This is a genomic window from Streptomyces sp. NPDC047108 (genome assembly GCF_040643575.1).
In the GTDB taxonomy this organism is placed as follows: domain Bacteria; phylum Actinomycetota; class Actinomycetes; order Streptomycetales; family Streptomycetaceae; genus Streptomyces.
This window is the reverse complement of the sequence record NZ_JBEYUP010000007.1, coordinates 170,394-189,201: the sequence shown is the minus strand read 5'-3', so window position 1 is coordinate 189,201 and position 18,808 is coordinate 170,394. Positions and strand designations below refer to the sequence as shown.

The window sequence follows — 18,808 nt, the reverse complement described above, 5'->3', positions numbered from 1 at the left end:
CTCCACCCCCAACACTCAGGCTCAGGCTCCCAACACCCGGCGGCTAGGCCCCTCTCCGCGGCAGGTGCCGCACGCACCCTCAGCGGACCGTCCTCACCCACCCGCGTCCGGGACGGGCAGCGGTCGCCTCTCGATCGCCGCGGCCATCACCTCCGGGAAGAGATCGGGCGTGCACGCGAACGCGGGCGCGCCGAGGGCCGCGAGCGCCGCGGCGTGCTCCCGGTCGTACGCGGGCGCACCCTCGTCCGACAGCGCGAGCAGCGTCACGAACTGCACGCCGGACGCCTTCATCGCCGCGACCCGCTTCAGCATCTCGTCCCGTATGCCGCCCTCGTAGAGGTCGCTGATGAGCACGACGACCGTGTCCGCGGGGCGGGTGATCCGCGACTGGCAGTAGGCCAGCGCGCGGTTGATGTCGGTGCCGCCGCCGAGCTGCGTGCCGAACAGGACATCCACCGGATCGTCGAGCTGGTCGGTGAGGTCGACGACCGCCGTGTCGAAGACGACCAGGCGTGTGGCGATGGACCGCATCGAGGCCAGCACCGCGCCGAAGACCGAGGCGTAGACGACGGAGGCGGCCATCGACCCGGACTGGTCGATGCAGAGCACCACGTCCTTCTTCACGCCCTGCGTGGCCCGTCCGTACCCGACGAGCCGCTCGGGCACGACGGTGCGGTGCTCCGGGAGGTAGTTCTTGAGGTTGGCCCGGATCGTGCGGTCCCAGTCGATGTCCCGGTGGCGCGGACGGCTCGTCCTGGCCGAACGGTCGAGCGCTCCGGTGAGGGTGGCCCGCGTGCGGGTCGCCAGCCGCTTCTCCAGGTCCTGGACGACCTTGCGGACGACGGCGCGGGCCGTCTCCTTGGTCGCGTCGGGCATGGCCTTGTTGAGGGACAGCAGCGTGCCGACGAGATGGACGTCCGCCTCGACGGCCTCCAGCATCTCCGGTTCCAGGAGCAGGGAGGACAGTCCGAGCCGGTCGATGGCGTCGCGCTGCATGACCTGCACGACGGAGGACGGGAAGTAGGTACGGATGTCCCCCAGCCAGCGTGCCACCCGGGGTGCGGAACCGCCCAGGCCCGCCGACCGGCTGCCGCTGTTCCGGCCGGTTCCCGCCGTAGCGCCTCCCTTGCCGTAGAGGGCTTCCAGGGTCCCGTCCATGGCCGCGTCCCGGCCGCCGAGCGTGCACAGCCCGCTGTCGGCCTCCCCGCCGCCGAGCACCAGCCTCCACCGCCTCAGCCGCTCCTCCGCGGCGTCGGGAGCATCGGACGGTACGGACACCGGGCCCGCACCACCCCCGCGATCCCCGCGATCCCCAGGACCCCCGGGACCCCCCGGCCCCCCGTCCGCGTCGGCGGGCGGTCGCCGCACAGGCATCGTGTCGTGGCTCATCCAGGCACCCCCGCAAGGTCGTTGTCGTCCAGTCCCAGCAGCAGCCGCAGCGTCGGCAGCACCGCGTCGGCGCGGGCGGCGTCGAGACCGGGGCCGAAGCCGGGTACGGTCCCGTCCGCCGCGCCGGAGCCGCCCGCGGTGCCCGCGCCCGTCCCGCCGGGCAGGGCGGGCCCGCGGCGGACGAGTTCGCCGAGCGTGCGCCGTACGCCCGGCTCGTAGGCGGAGAACGTCCGCCGCAGCAGCGGCAGTACGTCCGTGAAGGCGTCGGACGTGACGCTCGTCAGCCAGGAGTCGACGAGCCCCAGCAGCCGCTCGTCGTGAACCAGCAGCATGCCGCCGCCCGCGCCCCCGCCCACGAACCCGTCGATCCACGCCGCCGCTTCGGCGGGAGCCGTGCCCGGCGACAGCGCGAGGCCCATGTGGCGCGCCGCCTCGTCCTCCCCGAGGCGGGCGTCGTCCAGCAGCAGCCGCGCGGCCCTTCCCCTGATCAGCCCGGCGACGCCGTCCCGGCCGGAGAGGCCGCGCAGCACCGCGGCCCACCGGTCGCGCAGGGCGGGCTCGGTGGTTCGCTCGGCCCTGTCGCCCCCAGCCGGGGTGGCTCCGCCGCCCACGTGCGCCGTGTCGGCCAGGAGGCCGACCGCCGTGTGGACGGAGTCCAGATGCCCGCGCATCTCGGCCGCACCGTCGGCGTCGAGCCCGGCACAGGCCGGCGGGAGACCCACGAAGACGCGCTCGGCCAGTCCCATGGCCACATCGGTGAGGCCCGCCCCGTCCGTGCCGCGCACGTCGCCGTACCGCACCGAGCGGACCAACGCGGGCAGGGCCTGGGCGAGATGGCCGACGTCCGCGTCGAGGGCGGCCCGGTCGGCGAGGACCCGCATGACGAGCGGCAGGGCGTCAGGGAGCCCGGCGAGCAGACACAGCTCCGCGAGCGCCGTGACGTCGGCGAGCGAACCGGCCGTCGTCGCGTCCGACCCGGCCTTGGCCGTGGCGGCGCCGACCACCGTCGTCCCCCACACCCCGGCCTCGGCCACGCGCACCGACAACTCCGGTTCCCAGGCCAGCCGCCAGGTCTCCCGGAAGGTGCCGAGTGCGCCGCGTGAGCGGACCGGTTCGCCCCAGGCGATGCCCAGGATCCGCAGCCGGTGGAGCAAGCGGCTGCGCCCGGCGTCGGTGTCCTTGCGGAGGTCGAGCTCGAGTTCGCGCTCCGCCGCCTCCGGCTTGAGCCGCAACGACCGCTGCGTCCGCGTGAGATCGCGCTGCAGCGGGACGGCGGGCGCGGTGTCCGGCACCTCGCCCAGCTCATCGCCGACGACCAGCCGGTCCTGGACGAGCGCCAGCGGCACGTCCGACCCCTCGCACATCACGGCAAGGATCGCGTCGGTGGTCTCGCCGAGCCCGGCGAGGGGTCGGCCACGCATCGCGGCAAGGGACTCGGCGAGCCGTACGGCCTCGATGACATGGGCCGACGAAACGGACCGGCCCTCGTCCCTGAGGAAGCCCGCGACCTTCGTCATCCAGCGCTCGACGGGGCGGTCCGGGGCCGCGAAGAGATGCCCGTACCAGCCCGGCGAGGTGATGCCCGCGCCGTAACCCGTGTGCCGGGCCAGCCTGCGGTGGGTCCACGGGACCCATGTCATCTCGGTCCTGGCCTTCGGCAGTCCCCTGAGGATCTGCCGGTCGGCGGTCACGGTGGTGCGGTGGGTCAGTGCCGGTACGTGCCAGGCGCCGCAGACGACCGCGAGGCCGTCCCCGAACTCCCGCCGGGCGTCGCGGATCCGCAGTCGCATATGGGCCTCGCGGACGGCGTCGCGCTCGTGGCCGCCGTCCCCGTAGGCGGCGCGCAGAGCGCCCATGGCGTCGGCGAGCGCCCGGAACGCGGCCAGGGAACCGTCGTCCCCGGCGGACGCCCCGTCTGCGTTCGCGCCGGCGGTGACACCCTCTGGAGCATCGACGCCCCTCCCCGCGGAGGAGATCACGCCCGCGGCATGCCGGGGGACGCGGTGCTCGACGACGTCCTCCCACCAGCGCTCCGGATCGTCGTATCCGGCGGTCTCGGCGAGCACGCCGAGCGGGTCGATACGCAGCCGGGCCGCTTCTCCCCCGTCCTCTCCGGGAAGAGTTGTCGGCTCTCCCGCATCGTCGGGAGCGCTGTCCGCGCTCCGTTCGTTCATGGCGAGGGTGTGCGCGGCGGGGAGGTCGATGAAGCGGACCGGCACGCCGTGGGTGACGGCCCAGTGGATCGCCACCCACTCGGGCGAGAACTCGGCGAGCGGCCAGAACGCGGAGCGGGCCGGGTCGTCGGCCACGTGCGCGAGCAGCGCGACGGGGGGCCGCATGCCCGGGTCTCCTGCCAACTCGACGAGGGTGTCCGCCTCGGGAGGGCCCTCGATGAGCACGGCCGGCGGCCGGTGCCGGTCCAGGACGTCGCGCACGGCCCGGGCGGATCCGGGTCCGTGGTGCCGCACCCCCAGCAGCAACGGCTCACAAGAGTCCCCGCCCGGCGCGGGCGCGTCCGTACGCGCCGTCACTCCGACACCTCACGGCACGCGCGGTAGAAGTCCTTCCACCCGTCCCGCTCGCGCACCACCGTCTCCAGGTACTCCTGCCAGACGACGCGGTCGGCGGCCGGGTCGCGGACGACGGCGCCGAGGATGCCCGCCGCCACATCGCCGGCGCGGAGCATGCCGTCGCCGAAGTGGGCCGCCAGCGCCAGGCCGTTCGTGACGACGGAGATCGCCTCGGCCGTCGAGAGCGTGCCGGAGGGCGACTTGAGCTTCGTACGGCCGTCGGCGGTCGCCCCGTCCCGGAGCTCGCGGAAGACCGTGACGACCCGCCGGATCTCGTCGACCCCGTCCGGCGCCGCCGGGAGGTCGAGGGACCGGCCGATCTGCTCGACGCGGCGGGACACGATGTCGAGTTCGGCCTCGGGCGTCGCCGGGAGCGGGAGCACCACCGTGTTGAACCGGCGGCGCAGCGCGCTGGACAGCTCGTTGACACCGCGGTCGCGGTCGTTGGCGGTGGCGATGACGTTGAAGCCGCGGACCGCCTGGACCTCCTCGCCGAGCTCCGGGATCGGCAGCGTCTTCTCGGACAGCACCGTGATGAGCGAGTCCTGCACGTCCGCCGGGATACGGGTCAGCTCCTCGACGCGGGCTGTCATGCCCTCCGCCATGGCCCGCATCATCGGGCTGGGGACGAGCGCGGCGCGGCTGGGGCCCTCGGCGAGCAACCGGGCGTAGTTCCAGCCGTAGCGCAGGGCTTCCTCCGGGGTCCCCGCCGTGCCCTGGACGAGAAGCGTCGAGTCGCCGCTGACGGCCGCGGCCAGATGCTCGGACACCCAGGTCTTGGCCGTGCCCGGGACGCCGAGCAGGAGCAGGGCGCGGTCGGTGGCCAGGGTGGTCACGGCCACCTCGACGATGCGGCGCGGACCGACGTACTTGGGTGTGATCACGGTGCCGTCCGGCAGGGTGCCGCCGAGCAGATAGGTCGAGACGGCCCAGGGCGACAGCCGCCAACGGGCGGGGCGCGGGCGGTCGTCGGCGGCGGCGAGTGCCTTCAGTTCGTCGGCGAACGCGTCCTCGGCGTGCGGCCGGAGTGCCGGGGCACCGGTGGTGGACGCGGCCTCGCCGGTGCTCGCTCCGGCGGTTGCTTCCGCCGTCGGTCCGGTGGTCGTTTCCGTGGCGGTGACAGTCGTTGTCACGGCTCCCCCTCATCGCGTGGCTGCGCTTGGCGCATGACGTTCCATCAACCGTGCACCACGCCACTGACAACGCCTCGTCACTGCGGTCGCTCCCCGCCGGACCGCACCTCGTATTCGCATCTCAGGGGCGTTTGTCAGTGGCGGGTCGTAGCTTTCGGTCCATGACTGGAATGGGGGAGCGCTGGACGGCGGATCAGGTGCTGGCACTGGCTCCTGACGCCGCATCACACAGCGCGGGAATCAAGCTCGGCGTGCTCGGCCCGTGGTCCGGTGCGAGCGCGGGGGACGGCGCGGTGTGGGGGCTGTGCAAGGGGAGCGGGAAGAAGCCGTACCAGACGGTGGTGGCGATCCACGCCGGCCGGGGCGGCGAGGGGGAAGGAGACGGGGCGGAAGCGGCGTCGGCGTCCGCCACCCTGCCCGGGTACAAGTGCAGTTGCCCGAGCCGCAAGTTCCCGTGCAAGCACGCGTTGGGTCTGCTGCTCCTGTGGGCCGAGGGCCCCTCGGCCGTGCCGGACGGGGAGCGGCCGCCGGAGTGGGCGGCCACCTGGCTCGACGGCCGGAGACAGCGCGCCGCCCGCCGGGCCGAGTCCGCGCCTGCGGACGCGGGCGGCGGCCGGGGTTCCGACCCCGAGGCGGCCAGGCGTCGCGCCGAGCGCCGCGCGGAGCGGATCACGGCGGGCGCGACCGAGTTGGAGCAGCGCCTGGCCGATCTGCTGCGGGGCGGGCTCGCCGGAGCCGAGCGCACCGGGTATGCGGCCTGGGACGAGACGGCGGCCCGCATGGTGGACGCGCAGGCACCCGGCCTGGCCTCCCGCGTACGGGAGTTGGGAGCCGTACCCGCCTCGGGCGACGGCTGGCCGGGGCGGCTGCTGGAGGAGTGCGCCCTGCTGCACCTGCTCAACGAGGGCTTCCTCGGCATCTCCCGGCTGCCCGGCCCTCTCGCCGCGACCGTCCGCTCGCGGGTCGGCGTGACGACGGACAAGGCCGACCTCCTGGCCTCCGAGGGCGGAGGGCTGCGCGACCGCTGGCTGGTCCTCGGTATGCGGGACAGCGAGGACGGCGCGCTGACCACGCGGCGTATCTGGCTGCGGGGCGAGCGGTCGCGCCGGGAGGCGCTGCTGCTCTCGTACGGCGCGGCCGGGCATGCCCCCGAACTCGTCCTGCCCACCGGGCTCGCCCTGGACGCCGACCTCACCTTCTACCCCGGCTCACGGCCGCTCCGCGCCGCCGTGGGCGCGCAGTTCGCCCCTCCGGCACCGGCGGCACCGGGCGGCCCGCCGCCGGGCTCCACGGTCGGCGCGGCCCTGTCGGCGTACGGGGACGCTGTCCGCGACGACCCCTGGCTGGACGCGTGGCCGGTCGTGCTGTCGGACGTCGTCCCGATACCCGCGGCCCACGGCTGGCAGCTCGCCGACGCCGCGGGCGACGAAGCCCTCCCGGTGGACCCGCGCTGCCTGAACCGTTCCGGCTTGTGGAAGCTCGCCGCGGTCTCGGGCGGCGCCCCGCTGACCGTGTTCGGCGAATGCGGCCACCGTGGATTCACGCCCCTGACGGCGTGGCCGGCCGACGCGCCGGACGCGGTCCCGTTGTGACGGGCCGAGCCCGCGGCGGGGGCCGAACGCCCCTCGGGGCGACCGGAGTTCGGCCCGCGTCCCCGGCACGCGGCGACGTGGACCACATCAGTGACAGACGGAACGAGGGGGACGCATGACCACGAGCACCGAACACCCCGCTCCCTCCTGGGAGGCGCTGGTCAGTACCGCGCTCCTGGGAACCGAGCGGCGCAGGCCGCCCGTGGCACGGCCGGGCCGGGAGCCGGCGGCCGCGCTGCTCGACAGCGCCGCGCTCAGCACCGTACGGCGGCGGGCGGGCCTCCGGCCTGCCGCGGCGGGCCCCCGGCCGGCACCGGCCCCGCGGGACACGAGGGCGACGCTGCCGCCCGCCGCCCGCCGCCGTCTGGCCTCGTTCCTGGCCGACCGCACCGCCGGGTCGCGCAGCGGCGGAGGCCGCCGCGGCACGGCACCCGACCTGACCGAACTCCTCCCCCAGTGGCTCACCGCCGCGAACCGCCACGGCTACCGCGCCCCGGACGCGCTTCTGCCCGCGCTCCTCGACGCCGCCCGGTCCCGTACGGATCTGCGGCACGAAGCACTCGTTCTCGGAGGTCCCCGCGCCCTGTGGCTGGCAGGGCTCAACCCGGACTGGAAGTTCGCACTCCGCGGGACCGCGGCAGGCTCCGTGCCGAGCCCCGGTTCCGGCGGCCCTCGCTCAGACGCCCCCGCGGAGGGCGATCCCGCGAGGGGCGAGGCATCGGGGGGCGATCCCGAAACCGCCGGCCCAGCGACCGAGGGCCCCGGCTCGGCCCGGCGGACTCAACAGCTCTGGCAGGAGGGCCTGTTCGCCGAGCGGGTCGCGCTCCTGACCGCCCTGCGGCGCCACGATCCGGCCGCCGCCCTCACCCTGCTCGGCTCCACCTGGGCACGCGAACGGGCCGAGGACCGGCTGATGTTCGTCGACTCGCTGCGTACCGGGCTCTCCACCGGCGACGAGCCGTTCCTCGAACAGGCATTGACGGACCGCAGCCGCAACGTCAGGGCGACCGCCGCCGAGTTGCTGTCCGCGCTCCCCGGATCCGCCCTCGCCGCGCGCATGGCCGAGCGTGCCTCCGCCTGCGTCACGCTGGACGGCACGGGCCGCAGGCCCCGCATCGGCGTCGATCCGCCGCGGGCTTGCGACGCGGAGATGCAGCGCGACGGCGTCACACCGAAGCCACCGGCCGGGTGCGGCGAGCGGGCCTGGTGGCTGGGGCAGCTCGTCGAGGCCGCGCCGCTGTCCTGCTGGCAGGAGCAGTTCAGCGGCCTGGCACCCGCGGAGATCGTGGAGTTGCCCGTCACCGAGGACTGGCAGGCCGACCTGCACGCGGCGTGGTGCCGTGCGGCGGTGCGGCAGCGCGACCCCGCGTGGTCGCGGGCGCTGCTGGGTGCGCCCGGTGCCACCGCCGGGCCGACGACCGCGGCCGCCTCCCTCGGCGAACGTGCGAAGCTGCTCGCCGCGCTGGAACGGGACGAACGGGCCGCGTGGGTCGCGGAGTTCATCGCCGCGCACGGCCTCTCGGAAGCCTTTCAGCTGCTCGGGGTCTGCGCGGTTCCGTGGGCGGCGCCCCTGGGCCGGGCGGTGGTGGACGCGCTCGACATCGCCCGTGACGCGGGCAGCTACCCCTGGAGTTTCAGCGGTGTGATGGGCCTCGCCGAGCGCTGCCTGGATCCGGACCAGGCCGACCGCCTGGAGTTGCTGACGGCGACACCTGACGAGGCGGAGGGCGCCTCCCCTGGCGCGGGCGGCTATTGGTCCGAGGCGTTCCAGCGGCTCGTCGGCACGCTCCGTCTCCGCGCCGCCATGCACCGGGAACTGGAGGACGACTCCGGGACCGGCCCGGAACCGTCCGGGACGCCATGCGCCTGAGACCGTCGCTCCGCCCGGTGGACGGGGCCCGCGAACGCACCGTGGGGGCGCTCGCGGACCCCGTCACGGTAGAGGATCAGCGCCGCGGGAGAGGGTGTCCGGCCCAGGAGACCGTCTCCGCCGCTCCGCGTCCCCGGGACCACCCGCGCACCGGCAACAGCCGGGACAGCGTGAGCACTCGGAGGCCCGACCACCCGTAGCAGCCGGGGCAGCGGGACCACCCGGGCCAACGCGAACAGCCCCGGACAGCCCGGACAGCCGGACAGCCGGGCCGAGAAGGGACCCACCCGGACACCGGCAACAGCCGGGCCACCGGAGGCACCGGGGCCGCGCCGAACCTCGTCACACGGGGAAGGAGCCGCCGCAACCCCCCTGAAGTCCGGGTGCGGCGGCCTGGGGGATCCCGTGAAGCCCGATACGGCCCGGTCTCCGGGATTCGGAAGGCGTCCAGGCCCGGCGCGGGTTCAGAGGTCCGGCGGCCTCCGGACAACGTACGGACTCCGGGGGCTCAACTGGGAGACGGACTCCGGGGGCTCCAGAGGGAGACGGACTCCGTGGGTTCGACCGGGAGGCGGCTCCGGGGCTCCACAGGGAGTCGGGCTCCGCTTCCGTCGATTCCCCGAGGCCCGCGAGCCTGCGACTGCCACCCCGCCGTGACCACGACCGCCGGCCCCGGCAAGCGCCGGGACCACCGTCACCGCCGAGGGCCCGCGAGCCGTCTCCGGCGCGCTCACCCGGTCCGTGGCGAGCACGGACCGCGGCCGGTCGGCCGGACCGGCGCGTGGACGCACCCAGCACGCTCACGCACCGCGGCCGCCGTACTCCGGCAGCGCCGGGAACGGCTCGGCACTCCAGGATGCGCTACGCGGCGAGCTCCCGCACGTTGGCACGGACCCAGTCCACGACGTCGGTCGTGGTGGTGCCGGGCGTGAAGATCGCGGCGACCCCGAGCCGCTTCAGCGGGGCGATGTCGTCCTCGGGGATGATGCCGCCTCCGAAGACCTTGATGTCCTCGGCCTCGCGCTCCTTCAGGAGCTCCAGGACCTTCGCGAAGAGCGTGTTGTGCGCGCCGGACAGGATGGACAGGCCGATCGCGTCCGCGTCCTCCTGGATCGCCGTGTCGACGATCTGCTCGGGGGTCTGGTGCAGACCGGTGTAGATCACTTCCATGCCCGCATCGCGCAGAGCCCGCGCGATGACCTTGGCTCCACGGTCGTGACCGTCGAGCCCTGGCTTGGCCACAACCACGCGGATCGGACCCGATACACCCATCCCAGCCTCCAGTACCTCAGGGTCACCACACGCATGCGTGAACGAACGTTATCCCCAGCATCCCTCACGGGGCAGTTTTGCGGAGGCGGCCGAGGGGGAAATCACACCAGGGACACGTTTTGCAGGAGAGCCGCCAAGGCCGGGGGCGAGCCGCACCGGCCTTTCCCACACAATCGGGCTCTCCGTGAGGGCACACGGGGGACGGAGCCACCGTCCTCCTCACGTGCCGGTCGGGAGGTCGGTCATGAGGGCCTTGCCCTTTCTTCCGAGTCTTCTCCGCCCCTCTGCCGCGTTCATCAAGGCAACGGCTCTGGACCTGGCGATCCTCGCCGGGCACGCGGTGCTCTACCCCACGGGCGTGATTCAGGAGACCCCGCCCGCGGTGCCTACGCCCACGCAGCCCGCCGGGCCCGACGACACCCCCGGAGCGGGGCCCTCCGAGGCCGCTACGGCCCATACGCCCGAAACGCCCCTTCTGCCCGCGGACGGCTCCCCGCGCGCCGCCCGGGTGCCCGTGCTGCTCCTGCACGGCTTCATCGACAACCGCTCGGTCTTCGTCCTCCTGCGCCGCTCCCTGCGCCAGCACGGCTGGGATCACGTCGAAGCGCTCAACTATTCGCCGCTGAGCTGTGACATCCGCGCCGCGGCCTCCCTGCTCGGCAAGCACATCGAGGAGGTCTGCGAGCGGACCGGCCACACCAAGGTGGACGTGGTGGGGCACAGCCTCGGCGGGCTGATCGCGCGCTACTACGTCCAGCGCCTCGGCGGAGACGTCCGCATCCGCACCCTGGTCACGCTCGGCACGCCGCACGCCGGCACGCGCGCGGTGCCGCTGCTGTCCGCACACCCCATCGTGCGCCAGATGCGGCCGGACTCCGACGTCATCGAGGAACTGGCCCAGCCCGCGGCGGGATGCACCACGCACTTCGTGAGCTTCTGGAGCGATCTGGACCAGCTCATGGCACCGCTGGAGACCGCCCAGGTCCAGCACCCGGACCTGATCGCGCAGAACGTGCAAGTCAGCGGCATCGGGCACCTGGCCCTGCCGGTGCACGGCGCCGTGGCGGCGGGCATCCGCGAGGCGCTCGACGCGGCGGCCTCCAACGGCGGCGCATCGGAGGCGGCCTCCGTCGCCTGAGCCCTCCGCGAGGAACGCAACGGACAGGCCGGACAAGAGGGTTGTCTTCCGGCGCTTTCCGTTCCGCTTCCTTCCGGCGCCCATCGCGTCGCGGAGTCGCCGTCGAGTCGCCGCGGAGTCGCCGCGACCGCAGCCGCGACCCGCCCTCGACCTCGAACGACATTCGAACGTCCGGCCAAGGTCCGGTACGCAGTCCGCCGAAAGGCGGCCAAATGCCCGTTCCTTGAGGGCCGGAAACCTGCCGAAGATTGTCGGCGCCGCATACCGCCGGGTACAGTCGCCGCACTGCACCGCCCTGGGGGAGTCCCCAGACCCCCAGCTCCTGCTGTCGAGGCGAAAGAGAAGTTGGTGGTGAACGACCGTCACCCGTCGGGCAGCTCCGCCCCGACCGCCCAAGCTCCCGACGGTTCGTACGGGCATTACGCACCGTACGACCAGCAAGGAGCCCTCAACGGCCATGCCGGGTACGACGGCTATTCCACCGGTACCTTCGACAGCCTGACCGCGGCCTACGACGACAGCGACCCGCTCTTCGGCGCGCTGCCCGGTTCGTACGGCACCGGCACGTACTCCACGGGCACGTACGGCACGAGTCCCTACGACTCGGGCCAGTACGACACCTCGCAATGGGGTGCGCCGATGGGCAGTTACGACGGTTACGACGCGTACGGGGCCTATACGGGCACCTCGCACGAGACCGGCAGTTACGACACGTCCGCCTGGGGCAGCACCATCCCGCAGCAGGGCGGCCCCGCGTCCGTCGAGTCCCTCGACACCGGCGCCGACGCTCTCCACGCCACCGAGCAGGTCCAGGCCGACCAGGCCCGCGCGACAGACCCGGGCCACGACACCACAGCATGGGCCACGGGCTCGTACGACTTCGGCGGACAGCTGCCGGGCCAGCAGGACTTCGGGGCGCAGGAGTTCACCCCGCAGGAGTTCGCTCAGCAGGAGTTCACCCCGCAGGAGTTCGCTCAGCAGGAGTTCACCCCGCAGGAGTTCGCTCAGCAGGAGTTCGCGCAGCAGGACTTCACACAGCCGGACTTCACGCAGGACACAGGCCAGTACGACGCCGCACAGTGGGACACCACCGCCCATACCGGCACCTGGGACACCGCAACCTTCGCGTCGGCCGTCGAGGACCCGTACGCCCCGTCCGGCTTCTCCGGCCAGGAGACGTACGAGGCGGCTCCGCACGGCGCCGAGGCCGAACGGACCGCCGTCTTCGAGGCGTTGGACGAGCAGGGTTACGAGTCACCCGAATCGGGCCACGCCGGCGCCGACTTCGGTGACGCCGACTTCGGTGACGCGGACACGGACCTCCCGGCCGGTGCCGGGCACGCGTCCGAGGGGCACGCGCCCGAGAGGATCGAGGGCGGGCACGGCGTCCCCACCGTTCCGGTGCAGCGCCGTGGCGCCGCCGCCCGCGGACGCCGGCGCACTCCGGTCCGCCGTTCCGCGATGCTCACCGTCGCCGTTCCGTCCGTCGCCGTCATGGGCGTCGCCGGGATCGCCGCGGCCTCCGTCAGCGGCGGCGGCAGCGACGAGGCGAAGAGCACGCAGGCAGCGCCGGACCCGTCGTCCGTGAAGCCGGCGGCCGCCAACAGCAAGCTCGACAGCCAGCTCGCGACGCTCACCGCGGACGCCGACGACTTCGCGGACCGCGCCAGCCGCACGCAGGAGCGCCTCGACCTCAAGCAGCGCCAGCTCGAGGAGAAGAAGCGCAAGGAAGCGGAAGCGGCGCGCAAGGAAGCGCTCCGGCCGAAGTTCGCGCTCCCCGTCGATCAGGACGGCCTCAGCGCGTACTACGGCCAGGCGGGCATCAACTGGATGTCCGTGCACACCGGGATCGACTTCCCCGTCAGCTACGGCACCCCGGTCATGGCCGCCACCGACGGCACCGTGCGCACCCAGTGGGACGGCTCGTACGGCAACATGGCCATAGTCACCGCTCCCGACGGCACCGAGACCTGGTACTGCCACCTCAGCAGCACCAAGATCCGGTCCGGCACGGTGAAGGCCGGCACCGTCATCGCGTACTCCGGCAACTCCGGCAACTCCACCGGACCGCACCTGCACTTCGAGGTGCATCCCGGCGGCGGCTCGGCCGTCGACCCCCTGCCCTGGCTCCGCAGCCACGGCCTCGACCCCAGCTGACGGACCGGGCCTCTCCGCCCCACCCGCTTCGTCCCCCATCGCCGTACCGCATCCGCCACCTCGGCACCCTGCGCGTTTCAATGAACGCGGAGCGTGAGCAGCCCGGCTAGCGTGTTCTCCCCCGGCGCCCGTGATCGTCGGGCCGCTCGGCCGCCTGTCGGCCACTGGGCGGGCGGTCATGGCGGAAGGGATGCCCGGCAATGCGCACGCACCACATCTCCGGCCGCACGCGCGGCAACGGCCGACGCCGTATCGGCAGGGCCACGCTGACGGTCTGCGCGGCGGCCGCGCTGCTGGCCCCCTGCGCGGTCGCCGGTTCCGCCGCAGCCGATCCTGCCCTCCTCGGGAGCGGGGCCCCGGCGGCCCCCGGCACGCGCCCGGTCATCACGGTGACCACCGCCAAGGTCGGCTCCCCCGGTAATCCCCCGGTGGGCGTCGTCCCGTTCACCGATGCCGTCTACCGGTCGTGCGCCGACGCGCCGTCCGGATCGAGCGGCTGCCTGATGGTCGGCGGCGTTCGCTACCCCTACGAGATCGGTCAACTCGAAGTCACCGTCGAACAGTTTGTGGCTTTTCTGAACACGGCCGATCCCACCGGGCGCGACCCGCACGACCTCTACGACGAGAACGAGGGCGCCTCGGCCTGGCCCAAGTACGGCCAGATCGCCTTCTCCTCCTCGGCCTCCGACGGCAGCCACTACTCCGTGGCCTACCCGGAGTGGGCTTCCAAGCCGTACGCCTTCGCCGACTTCCTCAAGTCGGCGCGCTTCGCCAACTCCCTGGTCAACGGCCGGGTGATCAGCGAACGGGCCACCACCGACGGCCGCTTCACCTACGTCACCTACGAGGTCGAGCTGTCCCCGCGGACGGAGCGCGGGATGTACGACCTGGCCCGGCGGGCCCCGACGCGGACCCGGAACTCCGGTTTCGTGGTGCCCAGCCAGAACGAGTGGATCAAGGCGGCCTACTACGACCCCACCGGTGGCGGCACGTACTCGTACTGGAAGTACCCCACCAACGCCGGTGTCTTCGGCGACGGCGACGCGACCGCGCCCAGCCCGTCGGTCCTGAATCCCACCACCGGCGACGTGACCAACGCGGCCACGCAGCCGCTGGCCACCTATCACGCCGACGGGCAGCCCGCGCCGAGCTGGTGCCCGGCGCAGGCGGGACCGGCCGCCTGCTCGACCGTCAATCCGATCGGGGTGGACCCCATCGCGTACGCCAAGCTCTTCCAGGGCAGCGTCGGTACGGTCGGGCAGGCCCGGACGGTCTCCCCGTGGGGCACGTTCGACCAGGGCGGGAACGCCGTCGAGTGGACCGACACCATCACGCCGCCCCCGAACGGCGGGACCTCCCCGCGGGTCTGGCGGCGGTTGCACGGCGGGACCGCCAACGCCCCCGCCTATCAGATGTGGCTCTCGGCGATCGGGCTTCAGCCCCAGGACAACGTCTTCTACAACGCGACATATCCGTGGCTGGGGCTCCGGATCGGTGTGATCGGCGACCTGAAGCCCACCTCGCCCTGACGCGCGGCTCGCCCACGGGCGGCTCGCGCGACGCACAGCTCGCCCTGAAGTCCGACTCGTCCTGACGCCCGCGGCAACGGGCCCGGCCGTACGGCCCGTTGCCGCGTCCGGATCCGGCGCATCCACCCGCTCAGCCCGTGGCCCGCTCCACGGGGATCCACAGCTCCGCGTCCGCCTGCGTCCCGTCCTGCGACAGCCGGGTGCTCAGGATCTCGGGGCCCGGTCGGCTCCGGTACGGGTTGGACGGGAACCACTGCGTGAACACGTCCCGCCACAGATGCTGCAGTGCCTGCGGGAACGGCCCTGAACTCTCGAAGACGGCCCAGGCACCCTCCGGCACTCTGAGCGTGTCCAGGTCCTCAGGACCCGGGGACCGGGTCACCACCGCGTGGTAGTAGTCGAGTTCGGTCCCCTCGGCCCGGCTCGGGTCGAGGGCGTCGCTCACGGCGACGATTCCCCGCGGCTCCTGGTCGGACAGCGCGGTGACACGCGCCAGCGTCTCCTGGTCGATGCTCCGGATGAACGCGGCGATCGCCGGGTTCATCCCCTCGTGGACGAGCGGAACCCGGGCCTTCCTGCCGACCACGCAGAACGGTTCCTTGTCCACCACTCGGTATCGCATGGTGCTGCTCCCTTCGACGATGAGCCGGAAGGAGATGCGGGGCTGGGAGTGCAGAGCCGCACCGGTGCGCCTGGCCTCGCCGGGGCCCACGCCGTGGACGGCGCGGAACGCGCGCGCGAAGCCCTCCCCCGACGTGTAGCCGTACCGCACCGCGATCTCCAGCAGCGTCCGCTCCCCGGCGAGCACATCGGCTCCCGCCACGGTCAGCCGCCGGCGCCGGACGTACTCCGACAGCGGCATCCCCGCCAGTGCGGAGAACATCCGCCGGAAGTGGTACTCCGACGTCACCGCGATCCGCGCCAGTTCGGACACCTCGATCTCCTCATCGAGGTGCGTCTCGATGTGGTCCAGCGCCTGGTTCAGCCGCTCCAGCACTCCGTGCCTCCATCCCTTCCGCTTCCACCACGCTAGGAAGGGGCCGCTGGGCCGGGCCCGACATTCCGTGCCCGGTCCGGTCGGGTACGGCGGAACACCCGGGTAGGGATGGAGCCGTGCCGGAGCCGCACCGCCCACCGCACAGCCGCGACCGTTCGCAGGGCCCCTCGCCGGGTCCCGTCACTGGGTCCCGTCGCAGGGCCTCGTCTCAGGCTCCGGAACCGCTCCTCAGAGCTTCTCCACCGGTGCGTACCGCAGCAGCAGGACCTTCGGCTTCTCGTCGCCGAAGTCGATCGTCGCCTTCGCGTCGTGCCCGCTGCCTGCCACCGACATGACCGTCCCCAGACCGAACTGGTCGTGCGTGACGCGGTCCCCGACCGCCAGCGAGATCACCGGCCGGTCCGTCGCCCTGCGCGTCGCGAAGCCGCTCGGTCCGGACCTGGACCGCGAGGCCGACAACGCGCCGCCCACCCCGGCCGCCGCCGAGGCCGACGGCGTGGAACCGCCCGTACGGCGCCACTCCACATACGTCGGCGGGATCTCCTCCAGGAAGCGGGACGGCGGGTTGAACGACGGCTGGCCCCACGCGCTGCGCATCGTCGAGCGCGTCAGATACAGGCGCTCCCGCGCGCGTGTGATCCCCACGTACGCCAGGCGCCGCTCCTCCTCCAGCTCCTTGGTGTCGCCGAGGGCGCGCATGTGCGGGAAGACGCCGTCCTCCATGCCCGTCAGGAAGACGACCGGGAACTCCAGACCCTTGGCGGTGTGCAGGGTCATCAGCGTGATGACGCCGGTGCCCTCCTCGCCCTCGCCCTCGTCGGGGATCTGGTCGGAGTCGGCGACCAGGGCGACCTGTTCGAGGAATTCGGCGAGGGTGCCCGGGTTCTCCTCGGTGCGCTCCTGCTCGAACTCCAGCGCCACGGCGGCGAGTTCCTGGAGGTTCTCGATCCGCGTCTCGTCCTGCGGGTCGGTGGACGCCTGGAGTTCGGCCAGATAGCCCGTGCGCTCCAGGACGGCTTCGAGGATCGTCGCGGGACCGGCTCCGGACTCGGTGATCGTCCGCAGCTCTTCCATCAGGGTGTTGAACCGCTTGACGGCGTTGGCCGAGCGCGCGGCCATGCCGTACGCCTCGTCCACGCGCCGCAGCGCCTGGGCGAACGAGACCTTCTCGCGCAGCGCGAGCGCCTCGATCATCGCCTCGGCACGGTCACCGATGCCGCGCTTGGGGACGTTGAGGATCCGGCGCAGCGGCACCGTGTCCTCGGGGTTGGCCAGCACCCGCAGATACGCGAGGACGTCACGGACCTCGCGGCGCTCGTAGAAGCGGACGCCGCCGACGACCTTGTACGGCAGGCCGACCCGGATGAAGATCTCCTCGAAGACCCGGGACTGGGCGTTGGTGCGGTAGAAGACGGCGACGTCTCCTGCTCTGGCCTCGCCCTCGTCCGTCAGGCGGTCTATCTCGTCGGCGACGAACTGTGCCTCGTCGTGCTCGGTGTCGGCGACGTAGCCGGTGATGGCCGATCCGGCTCCGGCCTCCGTCCACAGGTTCTTGGGGCGGCGGTCGGCGTTGCGCTCGATGACCGCGTTGGCGGCGGAGAGGATCGTCTGCGTGGAGCGGTAGTTCTGCTCCAGCAGGATCGTCGTCGCGTCGGGGTAGTCCTCCTCGAACTGGAGGATGTTGCGGATCGTGGCACCGCGGAAGGCGTAGATCGACTGGTCGGCGTCACCCACGACGCACAGCTCGCCCACACCGTCCTCGGGGGCGGTGTCCTCGGTGCCGACCAGCTCGCGCACCAGCATGTACTGGGCGTGGTTGGTGTCCTGGTACTCGTCCACCAGCACATGGCGGAAGCGTCGCCGGTAGTGCTCGGCCACGTCGGGGAACGCTTGGAGCAGATGGACGGTGGTCATGATGATGTCGTCGAAGTCCAGCGCGTTGGCCTCGCGCAGCCGCGACTGGTACAGCGTGTACGCCTCGGCGAGGGTCTTCTCGAAGGGGTCGGACGCCTGCCCCGCGAAGTCCTCCTCGTCGATCAGCTCGTTCTTGAGGTTGGAGATCTTCGCGCTGAAGGACTTCGGCGGATAGCGCTTCGGGTCGAGGTCCAGGTCGCGGCAGACCAGTGACATCAGGCGCTTGGAGTCGGCGGCGTCGTAGATCGAGAAGCTGGAGGTGAAGCCGAGCTTCTTGCTCTCGCGGCGCAGGATGCGGACGCAGGCGCTGTGGAAGGTGGAGACCCACATCGCCTTGGCGCGCGGGCCGACCAGCTCCTCGACGCGCTCCTTCATCTCGCCCGCGGCCTTGTTGGTGAAGGTGATCGCGAGGATCTGGCCGGGGTGCACCTGCCGGGCGCCGAGCAGATACGCGATGCGGTGGGTGAGCACCCGGGTCTTGCCGGAGCCGGCCCCGGCGACGATGAGCAGCGGAGAGCCGCTGTGGACGACGGCGGAACGCTGCTCCTCGTTCAGCCCCTCGAGCAGCGCGGCGGTGTCCACCACGGGGCGGTGCGCGCCGTTGCGGTAGTACCGCTCGCGCGCCTCCTCGTCCGCGGAGGCGTCGAAGCGGCCGCCGAAGAGATCGGCGGAGATCTCCTCGCCGCCGCCCTCCTCGGGCGGCGGGGGCGGGTGCTCCTCACCGGGTCGTCCCGCGTGGGCGGAGGCGCCCGGGGCGCGGTGCTGGAAGCCCGCCAGGAAGTTGTCGTCAAAGAGGCTGCTCATCGCTCCCCGAGTCTAGGCGGCCGGACCGACAGCCCACGCCGGATCCCGGTCGTCGGACGGACGGAGCCCCGATCCGGTTCCGCCGGACCCGGATCCGGGTCCGAACGATCATGCCGCGGATTGGTCACGAAAAGGTTTCGGGCATATCGAACATCAGCCTTCACAGGTACCCCACACGTTGGCTACCGTGCTCGCTCAGGTGGCCCGCAACCCCCCGTCGACGACCCGCGTCGGCACGAGCCGCCTCCGCTGAATCCGGCGCTGCCCGGCGGATGTCCGACCGACGTCCCCTCGGCATCCGGAACCGGGGACCCACACGTCCCACCGGGGTGAATCGGCCCGCGCACGTGCACTGAGCAGTCCGTCGGCGCGGCGCCGTAGGGCAGCCTTCCGATCGCCCGAACCCGACAGCTAACCCGGTAAGCGGTCCACGGAAGGAGACG

11 protein-coding genes and 1 riboswitch are annotated in these 18,808 nt (G+C 72.9%); of the genes, 5 read left to right on the top strand and 6 right to left on the bottom strand.

Annotated features, from left to right (window positions below):
• Positions 1 to 93: 93 nt before the first annotated feature.
• The 3 genes from ABZ822_RS17235 to ABZ822_RS17225 form a co-directional block, all read right to left on the bottom strand.
• Positions 94 to 1,278 carry a VWA domain-containing protein gene (locus ABZ822_RS17235; protein ID WP_360853840.1) on the bottom strand — a complete coding sequence of 395 codons (1,185 nt, stop codon included), beginning with the start codon at positions 1,276 to 1,278 and terminating at the stop codon, positions 94 to 96.
• A gap of 107 nt (positions 1,279 to 1,385) precedes the next feature.
• Positions 1,386 to 3,920 carry a DUF5682 family protein gene (locus ABZ822_RS17230; protein ID WP_360853837.1) on the bottom strand — a complete coding sequence of 845 codons (2,535 nt, stop codon included), beginning with the start codon at positions 3,918 to 3,920 and terminating at the stop codon, positions 1,386 to 1,388.
• Complete coding sequence (locus tag ABZ822_RS17225) at positions 3,917 to 5,092, bottom strand: AAA family ATPase (protein ID WP_360853834.1); 1,176 nt, start codon at positions 5,090 to 5,092, stop codon at positions 3,917 to 3,919. Before ABZ822_RS17225 ends, ABZ822_RS17230 begins: the two co-directional genes overlap by 4 nt.
• A 161-nt stretch (positions 5,093 to 5,253) precedes the next feature.
• Between ABZ822_RS17225 and ABZ822_RS17220 the strand changes: the two genes are divergently transcribed.
• Positions 5,254 to 6,684 carry an SWIM zinc finger family protein gene (locus ABZ822_RS17220; RefSeq protein WP_360853832.1) on the top strand — a complete coding sequence of 477 codons (1,431 nt, stop codon included), beginning with the start codon at positions 5,254 to 5,256 and terminating at the stop codon, positions 6,682 to 6,684.
• Positions 6,685 to 6,799: 115 nt separating this feature from the next.
• On the top strand, positions 6,800 to 8,554 hold the full coding sequence (locus tag ABZ822_RS17215; protein WP_360853829.1) for a DUF5691 domain-containing protein: 1,755 nt from the start codon (positions 6,800 to 6,802) through the stop codon (positions 8,552 to 8,554).
• 861 nt (positions 8,555 to 9,415) lie between these two features.
• On the opposite strand, the gene ABZ822_RS17210 is transcribed toward ABZ822_RS17215, so the two are convergent.
• Positions 9,416 to 9,826, bottom strand: a complete 411-nt coding sequence (locus ABZ822_RS17210; protein ID WP_360853826.1) for a cobalamin B12-binding domain-containing protein — start codon at positions 9,824 to 9,826, stop codon at positions 9,416 to 9,418.
• 244 nt (positions 9,827 to 10,070) lie between these two features.
• On the opposite strand from ABZ822_RS17210, the gene ABZ822_RS17205 reads away from it, so the two are divergent.
• The 3 genes from ABZ822_RS17205 (at position 10,071) to ABZ822_RS17195 (ending at position 14,650) form a co-directional block, all read left to right on the top strand.
• Positions 10,071 to 10,964, top strand: coding sequence for an alpha/beta fold hydrolase (locus ABZ822_RS17205; RefSeq protein WP_360853823.1), 894 nt, complete (start codon positions 10,071 to 10,073; stop codon positions 10,962 to 10,964).
• Positions 10,965 to 11,315: 351 nt separating this feature from the next.
• Positions 11,316 to 13,121 carry a M23 family metallopeptidase gene (locus ABZ822_RS17200; RefSeq protein WP_360853820.1) on the top strand — a complete coding sequence of 602 codons (1,806 nt, stop codon included), beginning with the start codon at positions 11,316 to 11,318 and terminating at the stop codon, positions 13,119 to 13,121.
• Between the two features lie 200 nt (positions 13,122 to 13,321).
• The gene (locus ABZ822_RS17195) at positions 13,322 to 14,650 is read left to right on the top strand and encodes a hypothetical protein (RefSeq protein ID WP_360853817.1); all 1,329 of its coding nucleotides are present in this window, start codon (positions 13,322 to 13,324) and stop codon (positions 14,648 to 14,650) included.
• A 130-nt stretch (positions 14,651 to 14,780) separates the two neighbouring features.
• Here the strand turns inward: ABZ822_RS17195 and ABZ822_RS17190 are convergent, their stop codons facing one another.
• Together ABZ822_RS17190 and pcrA are read right to left on the bottom strand one after the other, a co-directional pair.
• The gene (locus ABZ822_RS17190) at positions 14,781 to 15,647 is read right to left on the bottom strand and encodes an AraC family transcriptional regulator (protein WP_360853815.1); all 867 of its coding nucleotides are present in this window, start codon (positions 15,645 to 15,647) and stop codon (positions 14,781 to 14,783) included.
• Between the two features lie 228 nt (positions 15,648 to 15,875).
• On the bottom strand, positions 15,876 to 18,365 hold the full coding sequence (pcrA, locus tag ABZ822_RS17185) for a DNA helicase PcrA (protein WP_360853812.1): 2,490 nt from the start codon (positions 18,363 to 18,365) through the stop codon (positions 15,876 to 15,878).
• 278 nt (positions 18,366 to 18,643) lie between these two features.
• Positions 18,644 to 18,807, top strand: a riboswitch (cyclic di-AMP (ydaO/yuaA leader).
• The last annotated feature ends 1 nt before the right edge of the window (position 18,808 follow it).